17 protein-coding genes and 2 pseudogenes are annotated in these 22,911 nt (G+C 62.6%); 1 reads left to right on the top strand and 18 read right to left on the bottom strand.

The annotated features are described in order from the left end of the window. Positions 1 to 114: 114 nt before the first annotated feature. Entirely contained in the window at positions 115 to 1,920 is a 1,806-nt protein-coding gene (msbA, locus tag VRB54_RS02170; protein ID WP_209987811.1) for a lipid A export permease/ATP-binding protein MsbA, read from the bottom strand. Between the two features lie 157 nt (positions 1,921 to 2,077). On the opposite strand from msbA, the gene VRB54_RS02165 reads away from it, so the two are divergent. Continuing rightward, on the top strand, positions 2,078 to 3,928 hold the full coding sequence (locus tag VRB54_RS02165) for an O-antigen ligase family protein (RefSeq protein ID WP_338481036.1): 1,851 nt from the start codon (positions 2,078 to 2,080) through the stop codon (positions 3,926 to 3,928). Here VRB54_RS02165 and VRB54_RS02160 read toward each other — a convergent pair. From VRB54_RS02160 to waaF, 17 genes and pseudogenes are all read right to left on the bottom strand, one after another. Continuing rightward, entirely contained in the window at positions 3,925 to 4,806 is an 882-nt protein-coding gene (locus VRB54_RS02160; RefSeq protein ID WP_338479357.1) for a glycosyltransferase, read from the bottom strand. The two genes, VRB54_RS02165 and VRB54_RS02160, sit on opposite strands and share 4 nt — an antisense overlap. After that, positions 4,803 to 5,951: a glycosyltransferase gene (locus tag VRB54_RS02155; protein ID WP_338479356.1), complete on the bottom strand. Its 1,149-nt coding sequence runs from the start codon at positions 5,949 to 5,951 to the stop codon at positions 4,803 to 4,805. Before VRB54_RS02155 ends, VRB54_RS02160 begins: the two co-directional genes overlap by 4 nt. A gap of 54 nt (positions 5,952 to 6,005) precedes the next feature. Beyond that, the gene (locus VRB54_RS02150) at positions 6,006 to 7,406 is read right to left on the bottom strand and encodes a PIG-L deacetylase family protein (protein ID WP_338479355.1); all 1,401 of its coding nucleotides are present in this window, start codon (positions 7,404 to 7,406) and stop codon (positions 6,006 to 6,008) included. Then, a pseudogene (locus tag VRB54_RS02145) lies at positions 7,403 to 8,300 on the bottom strand (antimicrobial resistance protein Mig-14). Before VRB54_RS02145 ends, VRB54_RS02150 begins: the two are co-directional and overlap by 4 nt. After that, entirely contained in the window at positions 8,301 to 10,058 is a 1,758-nt protein-coding gene (locus VRB54_RS02140; RefSeq protein WP_209987796.1) for a carbamoyltransferase family protein, read from the bottom strand. It abuts the pseudogene before it with no gap. Between the two features lie 133 nt (positions 10,059 to 10,191). Then, a pseudogene (locus VRB54_RS02135) lies at positions 10,192 to 10,520 on the bottom strand (YceK/YidQ family lipoprotein). Between the two features lie 355 nt (positions 10,521 to 10,875). Next, positions 10,876 to 11,802, bottom strand: coding sequence for an ABC transporter permease (locus VRB54_RS02130; RefSeq protein ID WP_338479354.1), 927 nt, complete (start codon positions 11,800 to 11,802; stop codon positions 10,876 to 10,878). After that, a complete protein-coding gene (locus tag VRB54_RS02125; protein ID WP_338479353.1) occupies positions 11,799 to 12,749 on the bottom strand; it encodes an ABC transporter permease in 951 nt (316 codons plus the stop codon). The genes VRB54_RS02130 and VRB54_RS02125 overlap by 4 nt, the downstream gene beginning before the upstream one ends. Next, positions 12,742 to 14,265: a sugar ABC transporter ATP-binding protein gene (locus tag VRB54_RS02120; protein WP_338479352.1), complete on the bottom strand. Its 1,524-nt coding sequence runs from the start codon at positions 14,263 to 14,265 to the stop codon at positions 12,742 to 12,744. The genes VRB54_RS02125 and VRB54_RS02120 overlap by 8 nt, the downstream gene beginning before the upstream one ends. Further along, positions 14,265 to 15,242 carry a sugar ABC transporter substrate-binding protein gene (locus VRB54_RS02115; protein ID WP_338479351.1) on the bottom strand — a complete coding sequence of 326 codons (978 nt, stop codon included), beginning with the start codon at positions 15,240 to 15,242 and terminating at the stop codon, positions 14,265 to 14,267. Before VRB54_RS02115 ends, VRB54_RS02120 begins: the two co-directional genes overlap by 1 nt. A gap of 540 nt (positions 15,243 to 15,782) precedes the next feature. Beyond that, positions 15,783 to 17,228, bottom strand: coding sequence for a lipopolysaccharide kinase InaA family protein (locus tag VRB54_RS02110; protein ID WP_338479350.1), 1,446 nt, complete (start codon positions 17,226 to 17,228; stop codon positions 15,783 to 15,785). Continuing rightward, positions 17,228 to 17,980 carry a lipopolysaccharide kinase InaA family protein gene (locus tag VRB54_RS02105; protein ID WP_338479349.1) on the bottom strand — a complete coding sequence of 251 codons (753 nt, stop codon included), beginning with the start codon at positions 17,978 to 17,980 and terminating at the stop codon, positions 17,228 to 17,230. The genes VRB54_RS02110 and VRB54_RS02105 overlap by 1 nt, the downstream gene beginning before the upstream one ends. Further along, a complete protein-coding gene (locus tag VRB54_RS02100; RefSeq protein ID WP_057008453.1) occupies positions 17,977 to 18,711 on the bottom strand; it encodes a lipopolysaccharide kinase InaA family protein in 735 nt (244 codons plus the stop codon). Before VRB54_RS02100 ends, VRB54_RS02105 begins: the two co-directional genes overlap by 4 nt. After that, on the bottom strand, positions 18,711 to 19,517 hold the full coding sequence (gene rfaP, locus VRB54_RS02095; protein WP_057008454.1) for a lipopolysaccharide core heptose(I) kinase RfaP: 807 nt from the start codon (positions 19,515 to 19,517) through the stop codon (positions 18,711 to 18,713). Before rfaP ends, VRB54_RS02100 begins: the two co-directional genes overlap by 1 nt. After that, entirely contained in the window at positions 19,514 to 20,638 is a 1,125-nt protein-coding gene (locus VRB54_RS02090) for a glycosyltransferase family 4 protein (RefSeq protein ID WP_338479348.1), read from the bottom strand. Before VRB54_RS02090 ends, rfaP begins: the two co-directional genes overlap by 4 nt. Then, the gene (waaC, locus tag VRB54_RS02085; protein WP_338479347.1) at positions 20,638 to 21,699 is read right to left on the bottom strand and encodes a lipopolysaccharide heptosyltransferase I; all 1,062 of its coding nucleotides are present in this window, start codon (positions 21,697 to 21,699) and stop codon (positions 20,638 to 20,640) included. The genes VRB54_RS02090 and waaC overlap by 1 nt, the downstream gene beginning before the upstream one ends. 1 nt (position 21,700) lies before the next feature. Beyond that, entirely contained in the window at positions 21,701 to 22,735 is a 1,035-nt protein-coding gene (waaF, locus tag VRB54_RS02080) for a lipopolysaccharide heptosyltransferase II (RefSeq protein ID WP_338479346.1), read from the bottom strand. Positions 22,736 to 22,911: the final 176 nt, after the last annotated feature.

The raw sequence follows: 22,911 nt of genomic DNA, 5'->3' as shown, positions 1-22,911 counted from the left end.
TGCTCCCGACAACGGTCTGTCAGCTTGCATAAATGCTGGCTGATCCACCGCTGTCGGGAGCAAGCCCCCTCCCACAACAAGCCTCACACAGAAGCCCTGTGTGCCCCCATCGAATCAGGTGATGTCGGCCGACACCGGGGCATCCAGGCCCATGGCATGCAGGCGGGCGTAGTAGCCGTTCTGCGCCAGCAGTTCGCCGTGGGTGCCACGCTCGACAATACGGCCATCGTCCATCACCAGGATCAGGTCGGCCTTCTCGATGGTGGACAGGCGGTGCGCGATCACCAGGGTAGTGCGACCTTGCATGACCTTGTCCAGCGCCGCCTGAATGTGGCGCTCGGACTCGGTGTCGAGGGCCGAGGTGGCCTCGTCGAGAATCAGCAGCGGCGAATTCTTCAGCAGCGCCCGGGCAATCGCCAGGCGTTGGCGTTGGCCGCCTGACAGCAGCACGCCGTTTTCGCCGACCTGGGTGTCGAAGCCTTTGGGCAACTGGTCGATGAAGTCCTTGGCATTGGCATCGGTCGCCGCCGCTTCGACATCGGCCCTCGGCGCGCCGGCCAGGTCGCCATAGGCAATGTTGTTGGTCACGGTGTCGCTGAACAGGGTCACATGCTGGGTGACCTGCGCGATGTGCTTGCGCAGGTTGAGCAGCTTGTAGTCCTCGATCTCCACGCCGTCGAGCAGGATCTCGCCGCTTTCGTGGTGATAGAAACGCGGGATCAGGCTGGCCAGGGTCGACTTGCCGCTGCCCGAACGGCCCACCAGGGCGATCATCTGCCCAGGCTCGGCGGTAAAGCTGATGTCCTTGAGCACATGGCGCTCGGTGCCGGGGTAGGTGAAGTTCAGGTTGCGCACTTCCAGACGACCGCTGACCTTGTCACGCTCGATGGTGCCGTGGTCGATTTCGACGTCTTCGTCCAGTTGCTCGAAAATGCTCTCGGCACCCGCCACACCCTTCTGGATGGTGGAGCTGACTTCCGACAGTTGGCGAATCGGCTTGGGCAACAGGCCGGCCAGGGTGATGTAGGCCACCATGTCACCCGCCGATGCATCGCCACGCAGGTACAGCACCAGAAACATCAGCACGGCCATGGCGGTGTAGATCACCAGTTGCAGGGCCGGGGTGTAGATGGCGCCGGTGCGGGTCATGCGCAACTGCTTGTCGGTGTTGCTCTGGCTTGCCTTGAGGAAACGCTTCTCCTCGTAAACCTCGCCGCCGAAGCTGCGCACCACGCGGTAGCCCTGAATGGTTTCCGAGGCCACATGGGTGACGTCGCCCATGGCCACCTGGATTTTCTTGCTCTGCTTGCGAAATTTCTTGCTGGCCGTGCTGACCATCACCGCGATCAGCGGCAGGATGGCGATCATCACCAGCGTCAGGCGCCAGTTCATGTACAGCAGCGAGGCGAACAGGAAAATCACCGTCATGCCTTCGCGGATCACCACCTTGATCGCATCGGTGGCAGCCCCCGTGACCATGGTCACGTTGAAGGTGATGCGGGAAATCAGGTGCCCCGAGTTGTGGTTGTCGAAATAACGGTTGGGCAGGGTCAGCAGGTTGTTGAACAGTTGCACCCGCAGGTCGTGGACCAGGCCCAGGGACACCTTGGCCAGCAGGTAGTTACCCAGGAACGAACCCAGGCCCTGCCACGCCGCGATCAGGATGATCAGCAGCGGCACGGCCTGCAGCAACTGCAGGTCGCGCAGGAACGGTACGCTGGGGAACAGCACCGCTTCGGGGTTGGACAGGCCGTCGACGAAGTACTTGAGGATGTACCCCAGCATCGGCTGGGTCGACGCGAAAATCAGAAATCCGAGAATACTCAGTGCAAACAGCCCCGCGTAGGGCCTGACGTAGCTGAGTAGACGGAAGTATATTTTCAAGCTCGAAGGGCTTGCGCTCGGACTGGAATCGGTCATAACACGCGGCGTTTTGAAAAAGGAGGCTGACTTTAGCACAGCTTCTCTGTTGTACTTGCACCCGGCATGGCTCGCGCGCCCGCGCTTGCTGCCGACGACAACCAATAACGCCTGCTTTACGATGGTCGGCTTTCTTTCTCTGGAATGGCTTTTGCGTATGCACTCCAAGCGTCTCAACTATGGCTCAAATCGCGTTTTCGACTTTATGGTCATGTGGATTTTACCCATTGGCTTATTGCTGCTGCTGAGTGCGCTGTTCCTTGTCTCCAATCGTAATGTGCTGCATCGAATCGTCTACCTCCTGTTTACCGTGCCGACTTTGTTCATGCTGTTCCAGCGCCCCAGAGAGTTCCGGGAACTGCTGCGCGAACCGCTGGCGATCGCCTTTCTGGTGTTTGCCGCCTGGGCCCTGACCAGCCTGCTGTGGAGCCCCGAACCGAGCATCGACACCGACCTGTTCAAACGCCCGCTGAACACCTTCATGCTGTTCGGCGGCTGCGGGCTGCTGCTGCATTATCGCAACGACCTGTTCAAACCGATCTTCTTCGCCGCCGCGGTGATCGCGATGGTGGTGTGCGTGTTCAACATCGTGGCGTTCGTCAAGGGTTTCCAGCCCGGCATGCGCATGATCGGCGGCCGTGGCGCCCTGGATAACCCACTGCTCAGCTCCCACCTGTTCGGCTTTTTTTGCGTGTACTGGCTGTACGTGTGCATGACCACCCGGCGCCCGCACGTGCTGTGGGTCAGCATACCAGCCCTGGCAGTCATGACGGTGGCCGTGCTGGCGACCGGTTCGCGTACGCCCCTGGTCGCCATGACTCTGACCATCCTGTGGATGAGTTTTGTCAGCCGCAACCGCCGTTCGGTACTGATGATCGCAGGCGTGGCCGTGGGTGCCGCCGCGCTGCTGCTGTTTTACCCGGACTTGCTCACCCAGCGCGGCAACTCCCTGCGGCTCCAACTGTGGAGCATGTCGCTGGAACGGATTGCGGAGCACCCGTGGATCGGCCACAGCTACGATTCCGAGTTGTACCTGACCGTTTCGCCTGGCTATGTGCTGCGCGAGCCCCACAGTTTCGCCCTCGGCGTGCTGTATTACGTCGGCATCATCGGCCTCATCCCGTGGATATTCATGCTTGGCTGGGGCCTCTACAAAAGCTTCAAGGAGCGTGCGCAGCCGCTGTTCATCCTCGCCTCAGCCCTGCTGGTCTACGGCATCGGCGCGGGCCTGACCGAAGGCGGCGGCATCCTGTCGCGGCCCAAGGAGCACTGGTTCCTGTTGTGGATTCCGCTGGCGTTTATCGCCGGCTTGAGCATTGCCCAGCGCCGTCACAGCTTGCTGCGCCTGCCTGTACAAAGCCTCAAGCCTGCCGCTTTTGAAGCGCTGTGCAGCGATGCCCAGGTGATCGAAGCCGATGGCCTGGGCCCGAAAGTACTGCGCCTGGTCGACGGTCGCTTCCTCAAGGTGTTCCGCGCCCGCCGCTGGTACACCTCGGGCAGCTTCAACCCCTACTCGGAGCGGTTCGCCAGCAACGCCGAACAGCTGCGCAGTCTTGGCATCCCTACGCCGCAGATACTGGCGATCTACGCCCTCGCCGATGGCAGCAGTGCCGTCACCTACTCGCCACTGCCCGGCCTGACCCTGCGCCAGGCCCTGCAAAGCCTGGACAGCAGCCTGCGCGAGTCATTGATCGAACGCTTTGGCCAGTTCATGGCGCAGTTGCATGAGCGCGGCGTGTACTTCCGCTCGCTGCACCTGGGTAACGTCTTGCTGATGGATGACGGCGAGTTCGGCCTGATCGACATTGCCGACCTGCGCATCTTCCCGTCGCCCCTGCGCAACGCCCTGCGCCAGCGCAACCTGCGCCATATGCAACGCTATCCGCAGGATCGCAGCTGGCTGTTCGATACCCACTTCGAACAGTTGACCAAGGGTTACGCGACCGTTGCCAGCGCGGGCGCCACGGCGAAGATCCGCGCGCACGTACTGGCCGCGCCCAGCGCTTAGGAGCGCAGCGGCGTCAGGTAGAGCCGCACCAGGCCACGCAAGGTCTTGCGCCCCCAGAATTTGAGCGGGATCTGCTTGAGAATCTCCCGTGCCAGCGGTCGGTCACGATCGGCGGTCTTGAGGAACATCGAGTTCAGGAAGTTGTAGCGCACCGCGTCATAGGCCGGGTGATGGCTGAAGTGGGCATAGGTCTTGAGGATGTTCTCGATCATGTAGCGATGGTTCTTGTAGGTGTTGCTCGCATGCTGGCGGTACTGCGCCATCACCACGCCAAGGGCGTCGATGGTGTAGCCCGCTGCCGTGACCTTCAACTGAATGAGCAAGTCTTCCAGGGGGATCAGCGGGTCGAAGCCACCGACCTCCTCCAGCACATGCCGGCGAATCAGCATGGTCGGCGCCGGCGGGAACGGCTTGCGATCCATGAACATGTCATCGAAATCCAGGCTGCGAAACGGTACGTCGCGGCGCTGTTTTTTCTCCGGGTGCAGGTTGCCGTCGCCATCGATCAGCTCGATATTGCCGGCGCAGATGCCCACCTTCGGCTTGTCTTCCATATACGCCACCTGGGTGGCAATACGGTCCGCCAGCATGATGTCGTCGGAGCCGAACGGTGCGATCAGGCTGCCCTTGGCCCGCGCAATCGCGCCGTTGAGGGTGGCGGTGAGACCCTGATTCTGCTGCACCTGGAAGTCAAAGCCATGCTCGGCCTGCAGACGTCGGATGCGCTCGACGCTGTCATCCCTGGAGCCGTCGTCCACCACCAGCAGTTCGATATTCGGGTACGTCTGACCGAGCACGCTGAGGATGCTCTGCTCGATGTACCGGCCGTGGTTGTAGGACGCGATAATCACCGAGACCAGGGGTTGTTGCGTTGTCATGCTCTACCTACTTGTTTCAAACCGGTGTCGATAAGGTCCAGGTACTTCTGCTGGAATTCTGCCAGGGCGTGATGCTCTTCGAGATAGCGAAATACCTGCTCGCCCTTGGCGCGCAGCTGCTCGTCACTCATGGCCAGGTAAGTGTCCAGGGCCGCGCTGAGTTGCTCGACATTGCCCGGCTCGTGGGACAGACCACCCGCTCCTTCCACCAGCGGCAGCATGGCCGGGACGTTGGAGGCGATCACCGGCAGGTGCCCGCTCATGCCTTCGAGCAACGCCAGGCCGAGGCCTTCCTGCAGCGACGGCATGGTCCAGATATCGAAGGCACGCACGTACTGGAGACCGTCCTCGCGAAAGCCCAGCAGGTGCGCGCGGCCGGTGAGCCCAAGGCGCTCGATGTCGGCGCGCAGGTCGGCTTCCGCGCGACCGGAGCCAATGATGCCCAGTTGCGCGTTGGGGTACTTGTCCTTGAGCCGTGCGAACGCCTGCAACAGGTGCGTGTGGCCCTTGATTGGCACCAGTCGCCCCAACGCGCCGACGATCCGCGCATCGGGCGCCAGCCCGAGCGCCTGGCGCGCCTGCTCGCGCGGCAACTGCAGGGCTTCGGCCTGGGGAATGTCGATGGCATTGGTGACGAAGGTGGTGTTCTCGCGGGTAAAGCCGCAGCCCAGGCCCACCAGATAATCACGCACGGCCGCCGAAACCCCGACGAACCGCCACGCCGGGCTGACCAGCCGGCGCGTCTGGCGCCGGCGATAAGCACGCTCATACTCGCCAAAGCCATGGGAAATGCCGATGCACAATGGAATCTTCAGCCAGCGATTGAGCGACAGCATCATGTTCACCGACTTGAAGCGATTGCAGATGACCACGTCGAACTGCTGCTCACGGCAATACTTGTAGATTTCCCACATGGCGCCCAGGCGAATGCCCTTCAGGGCTTTCTCGGGAAATTGGAAATACTTGGAATGATCGGCCACGCTCAACGGCTGGCCCGGCTGTGGGTGCCCGCTGAGGAATGCCGAGGTGACCTCGAAACGCTCAGGCGGCAACGACTTGACGATCTGCTCACCGAGGTCGGCAAAATCGTTGAGCTTGACGTTGTAATCCGGCTGTAATTGCAAAACCTTGAAACGAGGCTTCATAACACTCCATGGGGCAATCGGGCCGCGGCAAGCCGCCCGACGATAAAGTCAATTTCAGTCCTGCTTCAGCACCCAAAGCAGTTCGTGACGGCGCACGGCCTTGCGGAAAAACTCGTTCTCGCCGTAGGGCGATGGACCACGACCCGCCAGCAGTTGTTGCAACAGGCGACGGACACGGCGCTTGAACGGCGCGCGCGGTTGCAGGTCATGCATCATGCCCAGCGCCATGGCCTTGTCCACTTGCAGGCTGTGGCTGAGTACACGGCAATACGGCTGCAGTACCCGGTCGGCATCGAACTGCGGCGGCAACGCCACGCCAGCGCCCGAGTCGCCCATGGGCCAGCGGTCGTTATCGTGCAAATGGTTGGCGTAGCCCAGCAGTGTGCCGGGCTGCCACTCAAGTCCCTGCAAGGCTTCGATGACGGCGTTGTGGGCGCAGATGTGATCAGGGTGCGGATCGAGCAGCGGCGTCGGCAACACGATCACCTCGGGACGCGCCTTGAGCAGCAGCGCGCGCAGGTCGGCGATCAGGTTGTGCCAGGTCGGCAAACCGTCCGCATCGCTGGGCAACGCAAGCCTGTTGAACTGGCGAAACAGCCGCGTATCGGCGCATTGCGCCTCACGTGAAGCCTGGGGCTGATCCGGCGCGGCCTGCATGGCCGGCAGTTGCAGGCAGAAATAGCCCAGTTGCACGCACTGCGCCTCGGGCACCCCGGCCCAGCGCGGCACGGCGATGCTGTCCCAGGCGCGCAGACGCCCCTTCAAACGTGCAGCGTCGACCTGCGGCAGGCCCATCTGTTGATAATGTTCGGCTTCGATTTCACCGGCGGTGAGGGTCACGATCCAGCTTTCATCCGCCTGGGCATACAGGCCGAACGCAGCCAGCTCGGCATCGTCGGCATGGGGCGCGATCACCATCACGCGTTGGCGCGCCGGGTCCGGCTGGCGGAACACCCAAAGCGTCGGCTGGCCGACAATGCGGCAGAATCGCCCACGCACGCGCACTTCACCCGCAGCCAGGGCCGCCGCTGCACCGGTGAGGTTGAGGTAACGCGTACCGGCAACACCGCGCTCGAAGGCTTGGCGATCGCCCGACACATCTACCGCAGGATCGAGAAAACGTCCGAGCCAGCTGCTTTCAAGCTGCACCTGGACGATCAGGGTTTCATCGCCTGCAAGCGTCAGCGGCGTGTCCGATTGCAAACGCCCGGCCTCCAGATGCAGGTCGCCGTGACGACTGTGCGGCGCAAAGCGGTACTGGTAGTCATCCTTGGGCGAGTAGAACAGATGGTCGGCAAACCAGGCTTCGTGGGCCACCCACAGCAGCACTGCGAGGATCAGCGGCAGCCACCAGGCCACCAGCACACCCACTGCGATCAACACCAACAAGCCCACCAGCAAGGCGATGCGTTTGTTGCGGCGATGGCGCTTGAGCAGTTGCTGTTTGCGGCTCATAGGCTGAACACCGGCACCGGGTTGCACCAGCGCTCTTTATATTCGCGGTCGGCGCGCCCGAAAGAAAAACGCAGCGGCTTGTTGAGCGTGCGAGCCTGCTCCCAGGCACTTTGGGTATTGAGAAAACTCAACACGCTGCCTGGGCTGAACGCACGGGTTTCGGGGTCGACGCCGCCGTTGACGTATTCGATGCTGATCCATTCGGGCGCCTCGACGCGATACACCAACTGCACGGCAATCGGCGCATCGTTGAGGAACAGCACCGAACCCACCAGAAACTCCTGGAGCAATGCCAACACTTCGGCCAGACGCTCGGCGCCGGTGGCGGCAAAGCCCCAGCGGCGCTGGAACAGGTCGCGATAAACCGCCGCCAGCTCCGCACTGGAAAACTCACTCACCGCCCGCACCACGCCGCCCGCCTCTTCCAGCAGGCGCAGTTCGCGGCGCTGGTTGTAGCGAAACTTCTTCGACAGGTCTTCGGGGGTGCGCGCCATGGCCAATTGCTCGGCCTGGGGCTTGAGGGTACTGACGCGCCCTTCGTTCAAGGCCGACAGGTAGCGCCCGCGATGGCGTACCGGTAACTGCGCATCGGCGGCAATCGGCAGGATGATCTCGGCATTACCCAGGTCAAACAGGCCCTTCTTGCCGTGGCGCTTGAGCACGTCCTTGGACAGCGCCAGGTCGCGCCCCCAGGTGGCAATTGCGCCCTTGAGTTCGCCGTCCTGCTCCCAGCCCAGGTAACGCACCGGAATCTGCGCCAGAGCCGGCCAAACGCTCGACGACCCGTGGATGGGTCGCCACGCTGCCACCAAATCGCTGCCAGGCTTGAGCGTAAGCCTCGGCCTCGACAGGCACCCAGCCTCGCTCACGCCAACCCTGGAAGCGGTTCAGCATTTAGACCACGGCGTCATAAGGGTCCACACCGTCCTTGACCACGAGGATGTCTTCCATGATCAGATACTGCAGGTCGGAGCCGAAGAACATGTCCAGCGCGTCCTTGGGCGAGCAGATCATCGCTTCGCCACGGCGGTTGAGCGAGGTGTTCAGGGACACGCCATTGCCGGTCAGCACTTCCAGCTCTTTCATCATGTCGTAGTAGCGCGGGTTGTACTCGCGCTTGAGCACCTGGGCACGGGAGGTGCCGTCTTCGTGCACCACCTCCGGCACGCGGGTTTTCCATTCTTCCGACACTTCAAAGGTGAAGGTCATGAACGGCGCCGGGTGGTCGACCTTGATCATCTGCGGGGCCACGGTGTCGAGCATCGACGGGCAGAAAGGCCTCCAGCGCTCGCGGAACTTGATCTGGTGGTTGATGCGGTCGGCCACGCCGGTTGCACTTGGGCAACCGATAATCGAACGACCGCCCAACGCACGCGGGCCAAACTCCATACGGCCCTGGAACCAGGCCACCGGGTTGCCGTCGACCATGATTTTGGCGATGCGCTTGGGCATGTTTTCGATCTTGCGCCACACCGGCTTGCTCTCGTGTTTGGCGCAGGCGGCGATCACATCTTCGTTGCTGTAGGACGGGCCGAGGTAGACGTGTTCCATCTTCTCCACCGGTACGCCACGGGCGTGGGACACGTAAGCAGCAGCGCCAACGGCAGTGCCGGCATCACCGGAAGCCGGCTGCACGAACAGCTCTTTCACGTCGTCACGGGCGATGATCTTCTGGTTCAGCTTGACGTTCAGCGCGCAACCGCCGGCGAAAGCCAGCTTGCCAGTGTCCTTGAGGATGTCGCCCAGGTAATGGTCGATCATCTGCAAAGCCAGCTTCTCGAACAACGCCTGCATGCTGGCCGCGTAGTGGATGTAAGGCTCGTCGGCAATATCGCCTTCACGCTTTGGCCCCAGCCACTCGATCAGTTTTGGCGAGAAGTAGAAGCCTTTGCCCTTCTCCTTGTAGCGGCGCAGGCCGATGACGTTGGCGTAGTCGGTGTTGATCACCAGCTCGCCGTTTTCAAAGGAGGCCAGGCGCGAAAAATCGTACTTGCTGGCATCGCCGTACGGCGCCATGCCCATGACCTTGAACTCACCGTCGAGCATCTCGAAACCGAGGAACTCGGTGATCGCGCCATACAGGCCGCCGAGGGAGTCAGGGTCGTAGAATTCCTTGATCTTGTGGATCTTGCCGTTCTCGCCATAGCCGAAGAACGTGGTGGCGTACTCGCCCTTGCCGTCGATGCCCAGAATCGCGGTTTTTTCCTGGAAGCCCGAGCAGTGATAGGCGCTGGAAGCGTGGGCCAGGTGGTGCTCAACCGGCTCGATCCTGATTTTCTTCGGATCGAAGCCCAGTTGCTCCAGGCACCAGACGATCTTGTTGCGATAGCGCTTGTAGCGACGGTTACCCATCAGAATCGCATCGAGCGCGCGGTCCGGGGCGTACCAGTAACGCTTGGCATAGTGCCAGCGCGCCTCGCCGAACAGGCTGATCGGCGCGAACGGAATCGCCACCACATCAACGTCGCAAGGCTTGATACCGGCCTGTTCCAGGCAGAACTTCGCCGATTCGTAGGGCATGCGGTTCTTTGCATGTTTGTCGCGTACGAAGCGCTCTTCTTCGGCGGCCGCGATCAGCTTGCCGTCGATATACAGGGCTGCGGAAGGATCATGGCTAAGGGCGCCGGACAGGCCAAGAATCGTCAATGCCACAGGGGTCTAGCCTCTTTTAGTCTGCATGCAGGCGCATCGCGCCTGAAAAAAGTGTGCCTCCCGCCTGGGCAGGAAACAGCTAAAGGGCGGGATTATAGCTTAAAAGAGGCAGGAAACTGTAAGCGGCAAGGCGCTAGCGCAGCTCGAGGCTGCCGTCGGTGCTTTGCCGATAGACCGTGTAAGGCAGGACGAGGGTGTCCAATACGCCGGAGGCCGCCACATCGATGACGATCAGCGGCACGAAATTTACCCACACACCGGTGGTGGCGGAGGGGGAGCGTGCAGTTGACACAGGTCATACGCGACCCCGCTGTAGACGCGGGTGATGGACTGGCAGTAGGTTTTCTGTTTTTTGAGCGCCTGCACGGCGACATGGTCTTCGCGCATGACTGTATTGACGGTGCCGCAGCCGAACAGGCTCAGTGCTGATGCCGCCAACAGGATTTTGAGTGCAGTGTTCATTCGGTGACCTCCGGTAGGTCACGCACGCTAGCATTACGGCCCTGTGCGATATAGACGGAATAAGGGCATGCGAGTGTGGGAGTTTTCCGATGCCGATGCGGTGGTGGGCTTGTTTGGTTGTGTACATATCCATTGCTTCGGTAACGGCTGCTTAGGGTTCCGCTCTTACAGCGGCTCACTTTTGGAAAGGCCCAAAAGCAAAGCAGTGTGATACCTATCAGAAAAATGGATATCCAAATGTGGGAGGGGGCTTGCTCCCGATGGCGGTGGGTCATGCAACTTATTTGTATCTGACCCAATGCTATCGGGAGGAAGCCCCTCCCACATTTGGACCAGGTCTACAGAAAAATGGGCATCAGGCTCGATCCACCAGCCGCCGGCTGGCAAAACTGAACGTCAACACCACAAAAATCAACACCCCCGTCGCCACCTGCTGCCAATAAAAATTCCAGCCAATCAACAACAATCCATTGGCAATCACGTTGATAAACAGCACCCCCAGCAACGTCCCAAAAACATTCGCCCGACCCTGCCGACTCAACGTCGTGCCAATAAACACCGCCCCAATCGCATTCAGCAAAAACGCATTCCCCGACAACGGCACATACGCGCTCACTGTCGCCGCGAGTAGCACCCCGGCTACCCCGCACGCCAAGGCCGTGGCCAGCGCCACCACGGTCACGATCCGCCGCACCGACAACCCCGAGTAATACGCCAGCAACGGCTGCGTGCCCTGCGCCAGCAATTCCCGCCCCAGGCGCCCTCGCGCCAGTAAAAGGCCGTAAAACAACGCCAGTCCCAGCACGATCAGCAACGGCGTGAGCCCCGCCACCCCCGGTTTCAATCCCTGGGCCATGTAGATCGGCTGCCCTCCGTCCGAGAGCAGTTGCTGCGCACTGGTGCCGATAAACAAGGTGCCGAGGGTGGCCAGGAAAGGGCTGATGCGCAGCCCGCCAATCAGCACAGCATTCACCAGCCCCACCAGTAATGCCGCGACCAATGCACCCGCAGTCGCCACCGCCCAGCCATGCCCGCCGTTGAGCAGCACCACAACGCTGAAACTGGCGAAGTCCAGCGCCGTCCCCACCGACAGGTCGATGCCGCCCGCCGCCACTGCGTAGGTCATGCCGATGGACACAATCGCCAGCAGCACAAAATTGTTCAGCACCAGGCTTTTGAGGTTGCCGGCGCTGAGAAACCCCGGCGCCTGCATGGCAAACACCACCACAATCACCACGAATACCAGCGGCAAGGTCAGTGGCAACAAGGCACGCAGCTTCATGGGCGGCTCCCTCGACTCAACGCGCTGGACGCGGCCACCACCAGCAGGATCAACACACCCTGCACGCCGTTGACCCAGAAACTCGATACGTTGAGCAGTTGAAAGCCATTGATCAGAAAGCCGATCAACAACGCCGCGAACAACGTACCGGGGATACTCGCCACCAGCCGCCGCGAAAACACTACGCCCAGAAACGCAATCGCCACCACCGACAGCAGCATGTCGCCGGACCCGGTGGTGCTGCCGCTGAAAAACGCCGCCGAACACAACGCAGCAACAGCGGCGCACAGCCCCGCCAGCAGATAACTCGACAACACATAGCGCGCATTGCGCAGCCCGGCTGCCTCGGCGGCCTGCGGGTATTCGCCCACTGCATGCAAACGCAGCCCGTAGGGCGAATGCTGGATCAGCAAGGTCAGCAACCCCGCTGTCACCAGCAATACCCAGGCCAGCGCCGGCACCCCCAGCCAGGCGCCGCCGCTGAGCAGGTCCAGCAGCGGCGAGTCGGTGGACACCACGGTATTTTCGGTCAACACCAGCTCGAGTCCGGCCAGCACATTCATGCTCGCCAGGGTCGCCAGCAGCGGCGGCAGGCGCAATAGCACCACCGCCAGCCCATTGATCAGGCCGACCACAACGCCGCACGCCAAGGTCAGCGACACCGTCAGCCAAAGCTCCAGCCCGGCATTGTTGAGGCGGCTGAACACCGCCGCACACAGCCCCAGGTTGGCCGCCAACGACAGGTCCAGCCCACCGGCGACCACATTCGAGCCACCGCCGATGATCACGCAGGTCAGCCCGAACGCCAGCACGCCGAGGATCGCCGACTGGCTGAACACATTGGCCAGATTGCCCACCGAGAGAAAATTCGGCGCGGCCACGGCAAACCCCAGCAGGATCGCCAGGAACACGCCGACCGAACCGCGTCGCAGCAGCGCCTCAAGCATGCTCGACCTCCCGCGTCCGCAACGCTGCGGCGGGCACCGCCCCGGTGGCACACGCCAGCAACCGGTCGCTGTCGGCCTCGCCGGCACGAAACTCGCCAGCGATTTCACCGCGATGCAGCACCAGAATGCGGTCGCTGATCCCCAGCAGTTCGGGTAAATCCGATGACAGCACCAGCACAGCCGCGCCCTCCTGCACCAGGCGCCCGATCAAGCGATAGATCTCGACTTTGGCGCCCACGTCCACCCCCACGCACGGCTCGTCGAGCAGGTACACGGCCGAACGGCGGCTCAGCCATTTGCCCAGTGCAACCTTCTGCTGGTTGCCACCACTGAGCTGGCTGACCGCCGCGTGAGGCCCCGGCGCCTTGATCGCCAGCTCATCGATCAGCCGCGCCGTTTCCGCCTGCTCCCTGAAGCGGCTCAACAGACCCCAGCGACTGAACCTGCCCAGCCCGGCCAGCGTCAGGTTTTCCAGCACCGACAATACCGGCGCAATGCCCTGGCTGCGCCGCTCTTCCGGCACCAGCGCGATCCCGGCGGCAATCGCCTGGCCCGGTGAACGCAGGCGCAGCAGGCGACCTTGCAGATGAATACTGCCGCTGTCGGCCCGTTCGATTCCAAACAGCGTCTTGAACAATTCCTTGGCCCCGGACCCCACCAACCCGGTGAGGCCAACGATTTCTCCGCGCCGCACCTGCAGGTCGATGTGCCGATAACGCCGCGCCAGGCTCAGCGACTTCACCTGCAGCAACGGCTCGCCCACTGCCACACGGGCCTTGGGATACATCTCCCGCACCTCCCGATTGACCATCAGCCGCGCGATCTCGGCACTCGAGGTATGCCGAGGCTCGACCACCGCCACATCGCGCCCATTGCGCAGCACCGTGACCTCATCGCACAGGCTGTCGATTTCCTGCAGGTAATGGGAGATGTACAGAATCGACAGCCCCTGATCGCGCAAGCGCCTGACGATGCGCAGCAACTGGTCAACCTCGCGCTTGACCAGCGCCACACTGGGCTCGTCGAACACCAGAATCTTCGGCTGGCGAATCAGCGCACGGGTGATCTGCAACACCTGGCGCTCGGCGCTGTTCAGCTCGCTCACCAAGGCGCCGGCCGGCAATTGCAGGTCGAAATAGTCCGCCAGCAAACGCTGCGCCTCACGTTGCTGGCGGCGCCGATCCACAAACGGCCCACGGCGCAGCTCATGTCCGAAAAACAGCGCCTCGCCCACAGTGAAACTGGCCGGCAAGAGCCGCTCCTGATGGATGAACTGCACGCCGAGCGCGTCCACCTGACGCGGCGACAGCCTGTCGTACGACTGCCCGTCGATGCTCACCTGCCCTGCGTCGGCGGTGTGGATACCGGCCAGGATCTTGATCAGGGTCGACTTGCCCGCGCCGTTCTCGCCCACCAGCCCGTGGACGGTGCCGCGCTCGACCTTGAGGCTCGCGCCATCCAGCGCCAGGGTGGCGCCAAAGCGTTTGTGCACATGCTGCAGGTGTAAAGCCGGCATCAGTCACCTCGCAATTGTTGGACCTGCGGCAGGTTTGCGGCGGTGGTCAACAGCGTCGCCACATGAGTTTCCCTGGGCAAGTCACGCTGCCCGGCGAGGTAGCGCGCGACGTTCTGCACGGCGGTCTTGCCGATCAGCGCCGGCTGCTGCGCCACCACCGCGCCCACTGGCGAATGGTCCTGGCCGAGCAGCGCCAGCACTTCCGGCGTCCCGTCGACGCCGTAGGTCTTGATCTCGGTGCGCCCGGCGTCGATCAATGCCTTGCTCGCGCCCAACTGCGGAATATCCCACGCCGACCAGATCGCCGAGATGCTGCCCCTGGGGTATTTGTTGAGCAGCGCAGACACTTGGGAATAGGCGTCCTGCACGGTGTTGGGAATCACATCGCGCAACTCGGGCTGGATGATTTCCAGCTGTGGATAATCCTTGAGCGCCAGCTTCAACTGGTCATAACGAATCGCACACACCGGCACGCCGTAGAAGCCGTTGAACACCAGAATTTTGCCCTTGCCGCCGGCGTCCTTGATCAACTGATCGGCCAGGGCCTTGCCGGTGGCGACGTTATCGGAGGTGGTGTTGTTGAGGCTGTACTGCGACGGCGCGTCAATGGTGAACAGCGGGATGCCGGCCTTGCTGATGCGCTTGAGCCAGGGGTCGATCACGCTGAGGGTGCCCAGGGTCTGGATCACCGCATCGGGCTTCTGGGTGACCACGGTTTGCAGTTGGGTCACCAGGTTCTTGTCATTGCGCCCGGCATCCAGGGTGATCGGCGTACCGCCCAGGCGCTTGATCTCATCGACCTGCGCCTGGAATGCCTTGATATCGAAATAGTGACTGGTGCCGGTCATGCTCACGGCGATGCGCTTGCCGGCAAGCGACGGCACCTCATCATCGGCGTTAGCCGTGCACACCTGGCCCAGCAACAGCGCAGCGCCAAGGCAGATCAAACGGGAAAGCGAGGAAAGGCTGTTGGGCATACGGGGCTCCGCTGAGGCGACCGGTGAATGGGTTCACCGATTGGCATTGCAGAGTGTGTGCCAGGATTTTTATCTATTTAAATCAATGAAATAAAGGAAAAAAGCAAACGCGGACTGTTCTTGCGCAACAACAACTGCCCCATTGCTGTTGCCCAGGCAACATATACCTGGATCCATCTGACATGAATCATTCCAGTCAAGGAGCCTCCGACAAATCTTCGACTTGGTGCTGCCGCGCAGCAAACCGCAGCCTCTGTGGCGAGCAGGGCTTGCACCGCGTTGGGGGGCGAAGCGCCCCCAATCAAGAAAAATGCGGTGTCCCTGCCCCAGCGCAGAACATGGTTTCAGGGCAGCTACGCGGCCCAACGCGGGGCAAGCCCGCTCGCCACAGGAATGTGCTTGCCTGAAATTTCAGGCTTTAAATTACAAATTGTCTTTGTACTTAATAAAAAGGGCCTCGCTCCCGATAGCGGCGGGCAGTCAACTCAGGTACCGACTGACACATCCTCATCGGGAGCAAGCCACCTCCCACCCTGGGTCTTATGCGCTCGTGCGAGTGGGCAGGCGCTGATCAATCAGCTGATACAACGCGCTGCTTTCAGGCCAGTTGCGCATGAACCGCGCGCGGTCCCTGGCAAACGCCGGCGCAAAGCTGGCATCGGAGGTGTGTTGGCACATCGCATCCAGGTCGATCAGCGACCACCGATCCCCGGCCCAGAACAGGTTATGGCCTTTGAAATCCCCATGACTGATGCGCTCGCGGATCAGTTCGGCAAACAGTTGGTCCAGCGCCTGCAACTCGGCTTCGGGGGCGTCGCCGTTTTCCACGTAAGGCGCAAAGCGCTCGATGATGTCCGGGCCTGGCAGGTATTGCGTCACCAGGTACGCTCGGCTGCGCAGCCAGAAAAAGCGTTTTTCCAATACCGCCAGCGGTGTGGGCGTGGCGATGCCGAGGAACGCCAGGCGGTTGCCCTCGCGCCAGGAATGCCAGGCGCGGCTCGGGCGCCAGAAGCGCTTGAGCCAATGGGCGAAGCCCTTGATGTTGTAGCGCTTGATCACCAGCGGCCGGCCGGCCACTTCGACCCTGGCCACGCTGGCCGCGCCGCCGGTCTTGTACAGGTGGCCCCCGTCCAGCAGTGCATCGGCCTGTTCCAGCACCGGCAACATCGACGCTTCTTCTTCGCGGCGAATCGCGCGCAAGCCAAAGGCGCCGCGTTGCACGCTGAACAGCGTGCACTCGCGGCCCACTTTGCCGAGGAAGTCCTTCAGGCGCCAGGCACTGACCTTGCGCACCTGTTTTTCCAGCGCCTGCAGCGGCAATGCATGCTCACCGTTGCTCAGCAGGTAATACACCAGCAATTCTTCGGTAAACGGCTCGAGGTTCCTGGGCAACTGCGCAAAAAACACCCCGAGGTTCTCCAGCACGCGGTTGCGCGACAGCGGCTTGCCCGCCTCTTCAACCCGCACACCGGCACCGTCGATCAGGTACAGCGTGTCACCCTGGCGCAGCAGATTATCCAGATGCAGGTCTTGCTGCCATACGCCTTTGGCGTGCATCTGCGCAATCGCACCCAAGGCCTCGGCCAGCACCGCCGTCTGCTCGTCGGCCAACGGCGGCAACCCTTCGACCGCGCGCCAGGCGTCGGCCAGGCTTTGAGCGCCCTCGATAAATTCGAACAACAGCCAGCCACCCTCGCCTTCCTGCAAGCCATCGGCGAGCAGCAGCGGCGTGGTCAACCCTTGCTCGGCCAGCAGACGCACACCGCTCAACTCACGCTGAAAGTGCCGCGCCGCCTTGCTGCCTACCAGCAACTTGGCCAGCACCGGACGCCCGCGCCAGACCGCCGCGCCCACGTAGCGCTCGCCCGGCAACACGCGCAACAGGCTCAGCAGTTGCAACTGGCCAGTGCCGGCCGCATCCGCCAGCTCGATGGTCAGCGGCAGGCTCGGGCGGCGCCCGGCCTGTTTGAGTTCGGACAAACGCATCAGCGGTTCTCCTTGTGGCTGCGCCGTGCAGTGAGGCGCTGGAACCAGGTGTCGACCAGCGCGCTGTCCTGCGGCTGCTCAAGATACGCCGCCAGCAGTTGCCGCACCTGGGCCTGCGACCACTGCGGCGCGCGGCGCAACAGCGGTTCCAGATCCTTGACCCGGTCACGCCAGCCGAACAGCAACGGGCGGGTTTTCTCCAGGTCGATCAACTGCGCGGCGTAGCCGTCGCCGGTCGCCTGCAAAAAAATATGCTTGGGGTAGAAGCAGCCGTGTACCTGGCCCACGCTGTGCAGCTGCCGCGCCAGCCGACCGCAGGCCAGCAGGATCGCGTGGTGCTGGGCGTCGCTCAGTGACAACCATTGCTCCAGCAACGAATCCAGGTCGTTCCAGCCGTCCAGCGCGCGCGTCAGCAGCATCGCACGGCGTTCGCCCGCAACCTTGCGTTCACCAAAAAACGCCGCCTGCAGTGCCGGGATGCCCAGCGCCCGATAGCGGCTGATATTGCGAAATTCGCGGGCGAAGCTCGGCTCGCCCAGCGGACTGTGCAGGGTGCGCGTCAGGTAGTTGCTCTGGCGTTTGAGGTAATAACCATGGCCGTCGAGCTCAAGACGAAACACGCTGCTCCAGCCGCCACGGCTGGTGTTCGGCTCATCCACAGCATCCAGTTGCTTGGCCCACAGGGCCTCGAAAGTGGCCAGGCCATTGCGCTCGAGCAGAGCGCGGTCCTCGGCCGCCAGGAAGTCACTCATTCGCGTCCCTCGAAAAACTTCACCACGTGGCGAATCCGCAGTTTGTCCGACACCGTCAGGTGCGTGCGTTGGCGATATTGCATGTAAAAGCGCAGCCGCTGGGTGGCCGACAGGTGATACTTGGCTACTTTGTCCAGGCACGCCAGGTCCTTGGTGATGCGGTACTTGAGCCAGAAGCCACGCCAGAAATCACCATTGGGACAGTCGATCAGGTACAGCGTGGCCTGGTCGTCCACCAGCAGGTTGCGCCACTTCAAATCGTTATGGGTAAAGCGGTGTTCGTGCATGGTCCGCGTGTATTCGGCCAGTTGGCGGCTAACCGCATTGACCCAGCGGGGATCCTTGAGGCGCGCGTCCTTGTGCTCGGCCAGCGCCGACAGGTCTTCGGTCCTGGGCAGCTCACGGGTAATCATCGCCCCACGGTCATAGGCCAGGCCGTTGCGCTCCAGGCCCCAGGCAACCACGTCGGCAGTCGGGATGCCCCACTTGGCGAAGCGCTTGAGATTCTGCCACTCGGACTTCACCCGGGGCTTGCCCAGGTAGCGGCGCAGGCCTTTGCCGGCACCCACATAGCGCTTGACGTAGTAATTGACCCCACCGCGCTCTACACGGATCACTTCCGACAGCGGGTCGCGGGTCAGCCGCTCGCCCTGCAAGGCGAACACCGCCTCCAGGCTGCCGAAGTCCTCCGCGAGGTTGGCGTACGCAGGCTCCAGGTTCCAACCCGCCATCAGAGCGCATCCCCGTAGCGCTGCTTGCGGGCATAGAGCTTGTCGGCCTTGCCTTGCAGCCACTGCAGCAGGGCGCTTTCTTCAGCCAGGATGCGGCGCAGCGGCTGCTGGAAGTAACCCTTGAGGAAGCGCAATTTGTCGCGGCGGGTAAGGCCAATGTCCAGCGCCGAGAAGTACAGCGCGGCCAGGTCTTTGTTGCGCCAGCGATGGCTGATTCTGGCGCGGGTCTGCGCGCGGTGCAGGTCGATCACCGACAGTTTGAAGTGCTCGGCGGTCACCGGCGTGTCGGTGTGCAGCAGGAAGTGGCAGATGTAACAATCGCGATGATTCACGCCGCCGCGATGCATCATGCCGGTCATGCGTGCCACTTCGGCGATCAGCGCGCGCTTCAGACGCGGCTCGGGCGGCTGCCTGACCCAGTCAATGCTGAAATCTTCAAGGCTGATGGTCGGCGCCAGTTCCTCGGTGATGATGAACGAGTGCTGGTCGGCCGGGTTGCTGCCGCGCTCGCCGTAGGCGACGGCGGTCATGGTCGGCACGCCGACTTCCTGCAGGCGCTGGATCGCCAGCCACTCCTGGCCAGCGCCGAGCACCGGCAGCTTGACGGTGACAAGGTTCTTGACGATCTCGCCCCAGCCGATGCCCCGGTGGATCTTCACGAAATAACCACGCCCCTCGACCTCGGTGCGCAGCGTGCGACGGGCTTCGAGTTCGCGGTACACCTCGCCCTCCAGACGCTCCACTTCGGCGAACGCATCGCGCCCGGCCCAGAGGGTCTTGAACGGTTCGGCAAGCATCAACTTCATGGTTTTGGCTCCGCCAGAATCAGATCCGCCGCGTGCTGCGGCATGCTGTAGAGGTCGGCCGTCTCGGCATAGGCCAGCCCATTGCGGCCCCAGGCCGCGCGCTGTGCAGAGTCGGTCAACATGCGGGCCAGGTACGCGTTGAGCTGGGTTTGTTCAAACGGTTCATCGAGCACCAGGCCGCTGTCGACCTCGGCGATGTAATGGGCGTAGCCACACACCGCCGACACCAGCACCGGCAGACCGGCCACCAGTGCCTCGAGCAATACGGTACCGGTGTTTTCGTTGTACGCCGGGTGGATCAAAAGGTCGGCGCCCAGCAGGAAACGCGGGATATCGCTGCGCCCCTTGAGAAACTGCACATTGTCGCCCAGGCCCAGGGTGGCGCTCTGCAATTGGAATACTTTGGGGTCGTCCTGGCCGATTACAAACAGGCGCGTGCGTTTTTTCAGTTCGGCGGGCAATGCGGCCACAGCTTTGAGGCTGCGGTCGACGCCCTTGGTCTTGAAGCCCGAGCCAATCTGCACCAGCAACAGGTCGTCATCGCCAAGGTTGAATTCCTGGCGAAAGCCTTCGCGAATCTCGGCCGCGTTCGGCGGCGCCCGACGGTCCTGGGCAATGCCCGGCGGCAGCAGGTGGAAACGCTCAAGCGGGGTGTCGTAGTGCTTGATGAACAGCGGCTGCTGAACTTCGGAGATCATCAGCACTTCGGTCCTGGCGTCCCTGGCGAACACGGCGCGCTCATAGTCGGCAAAGTGTTTGTAGCGCCCGAAATAGCGGTACAGCGAATGACGCAGGTTTTGCGCCTTGTCTTCAAAGCAGCCGTCGGCGGCGTAGTACACGTCCAGGCCGGGCATCTTGTTGAAGCCGATCAAACGGTCCACCGGACGTTTGGCCAGGTCGGCTTCCATCCAGGCGCTGAGCTTTTCATTGCGCCGATGGTTGAGGAACGCCTTGACCGGCGCCACTAGCACTTCGAAGCCCGGCGGGATATCGCCCTCCCAGATCAGCGTGTAGACCCGAATCCGATGGCCGCGCTGCTGGCACTCCAGGGCGATGCGCATGAAGTCGCGCTGCAGGCCACCGAAGGGGAAATATTTGTACAGAACAAATGCCAGTTGCATCAGTGCAGCTCCTCAGCCAGTAACAACGTGCTCAGTCGGTTTGCCACACGCTCAGGGTTCAGGCGCGTGAAGCACAGGGGCGACTCGCGCTGGAGGTCGAACCGACGCAGGTCGTCGGCCGTCGGTTGATAGGTACAGTGTTTTTGCAGGCAGGGTGCGCACGGCCAGTCGCTGGCCAGATGAATCTGGCCCTTGCCGTAGGCGCCGGTCAGGCCTGGGTTGGTGGGCCCGAACAGGGAAATGGTCGGCACATCCAGCGCGGCGGCGAGGTGACCGAGGCCGGTGTCGACCGCCACGCACGCGCGGGCGCCGGCCAATACGCGGGCGACGCCGGCCAGGTTGAGTTTGGGCAGCACCTGGGCGTTGCTCAAGCCTTGGGCCAGGCGTTCGGCGCGGGCCTTTTCGTCGGCATTGCCCCACGGCAGCTTCACGTCGACGCCGAGGCGACCCATGCGCTCGGCCAGCTCGCGCCAATAGGCCTCGGGCCAGTGCTTGGTGTCCCAGGTGGTGCCATGCAGCAACAGCACAAAGGGCTTTTCCGGCGGCAGGCCGAGCAGTTTTTCCACACTCAGGCCGTAATCGCCCAGGCCTTTGGGCAGGTCGTAGCCCAGGGCCACGGCAAACAGCTGGCGCAGCCGCTCCACTGCATGCTGCCCACGGGCCACGGCCAGGCGCCGCGAATAGAAACGCGCCGCCATGGGTTCGCGGGCCGAGCTTTTATCGAACCCGGCAACGGGCGCACGCACGTAGCGGGTCAGCCAGGCGCTTTTGAGCAGGCCCTGGGCGTCGATCACCAGATCGTATTTAGTCGACTGGATGCTCTGCTTGAAGCGCCGCCACTCGCCACTCTTGAGGGTTTGCCAGATATTCTTGCGCCAGCGGCGAATAGCCACCGCAATCACCTTGTCGACCGCAGGGTGCCAGGTGGGGATTTCGGCAAAGCCTTCTTCCACCACCCAGTCGAACCGGATGCCGGGGATGGCCCGCGCCGCATCGGTGAGTGCCGGCAACGCATGGATCACGTCGCCCAGGGATGAGGTCTTGATCACCAGTACCCGCAACTCAGTGAACCTCGACCGCGTCGCCCTGCAACCGCTGCAACGCATCGGTCACCGGCTGCGGCAGCAATTGGCGCAGGCAATTGTAGTGGCCGAACCGGCAGGTGCGCTCAAAACACGGGCTGCACTCCAGCCCCAGGCGCACCACTTCGACCTGGTCGGCCAACGGCGGCGTAAAACCCGGCGAGGTAGAGCCGTACACCGCCACCAGCGGACGGTTCAGCGCGGCGGCCACGTGCATCAGGCCGGAATCGTTGGACACCACCGAATCGGCGCAGGAGAGCAGGTCGATCGCCTCGGCCAGCGAGGTCTCGCCACTCAGGTTCACCGCTTCTTCACGCAGGCCGGGGATCAGGCGCTGGCGAATGTCTTCGCCCACCGAGTGATCGTTTTTCGAACCGAACAGCCACACCTGCCAGCCTTCGCGGATCTTCGTTTCGGCGACCTTGGCGTAATGCTCCGACGGCCAGCGCTTGGACTCGCCAAACTCCGCGCCTGGGCACAGCGCCAGCACCGGGCGATCCAACTGCAGGCCAAACTTGGTCAGCGCGGCATCGCGGGTCAACGGGTCGATTTGCAGGCTCGGCCGTGGATACGGCGTGGGCAACTCGGCACCCGGCGCATAGGCCAGGGCCATGAAGCGCTCGATCATCAGCGGGTAGCGCGCCTTGTCGAGGGTGCGCACGTCGTTGAGCAGCACGTAGCGAAACTCGCCGCGCCAGCCGGTGCGCTTGGGGATGCCGGCAAAATACGGCACCAGCGCCGACTTGAGCGAGTTGGGCAGCAGGATCGCCTGGTCGTACTGGCCGGCCAGGGACTTGCCGATGCGCCGGCGCGTCGCAAGCTCAAGCGCGCCATGGCCAAGCGGGAAGCTCAAGGCCTGGCGCACTTCGGGCATACGTTCAAGGATCGGCCGGCTCCACTCGGGGGCGAGCACGTCGATCTGGCAGTCTGGATGGCGCTGGCGCAGGCACTGGAACAGTGTCTGTGCCATCACCATGTCACCGACCCAACTGGGCCCAACGATCAGAATATTCATGTAGTTTCCACAAACGATGCGGGGAGGCTTATGCCTCCCCGCCTCGACAATGATTGTAGATCGCGCTTTTTGTGGGAGCTGGCTTGCCTGCGATGGCATCGCTTCGGTATGGCTGAAGTACCGAGGCGCCTGCATCGCGGGCAAGCCCGGCTCCCACATAAGGCCGATTTCCACAT

This window comes from Pseudomonas trivialis (genome assembly GCF_036864995.1).
Lineage (GTDB): Bacteria > Pseudomonadota > Gammaproteobacteria > Pseudomonadales > Pseudomonadaceae > Aquipseudomonas > Aquipseudomonas trivialis.
Note: the sequence above shows the minus strand (reverse complement) of the source record. Positions and strands in the feature narration are given on the sequence as shown.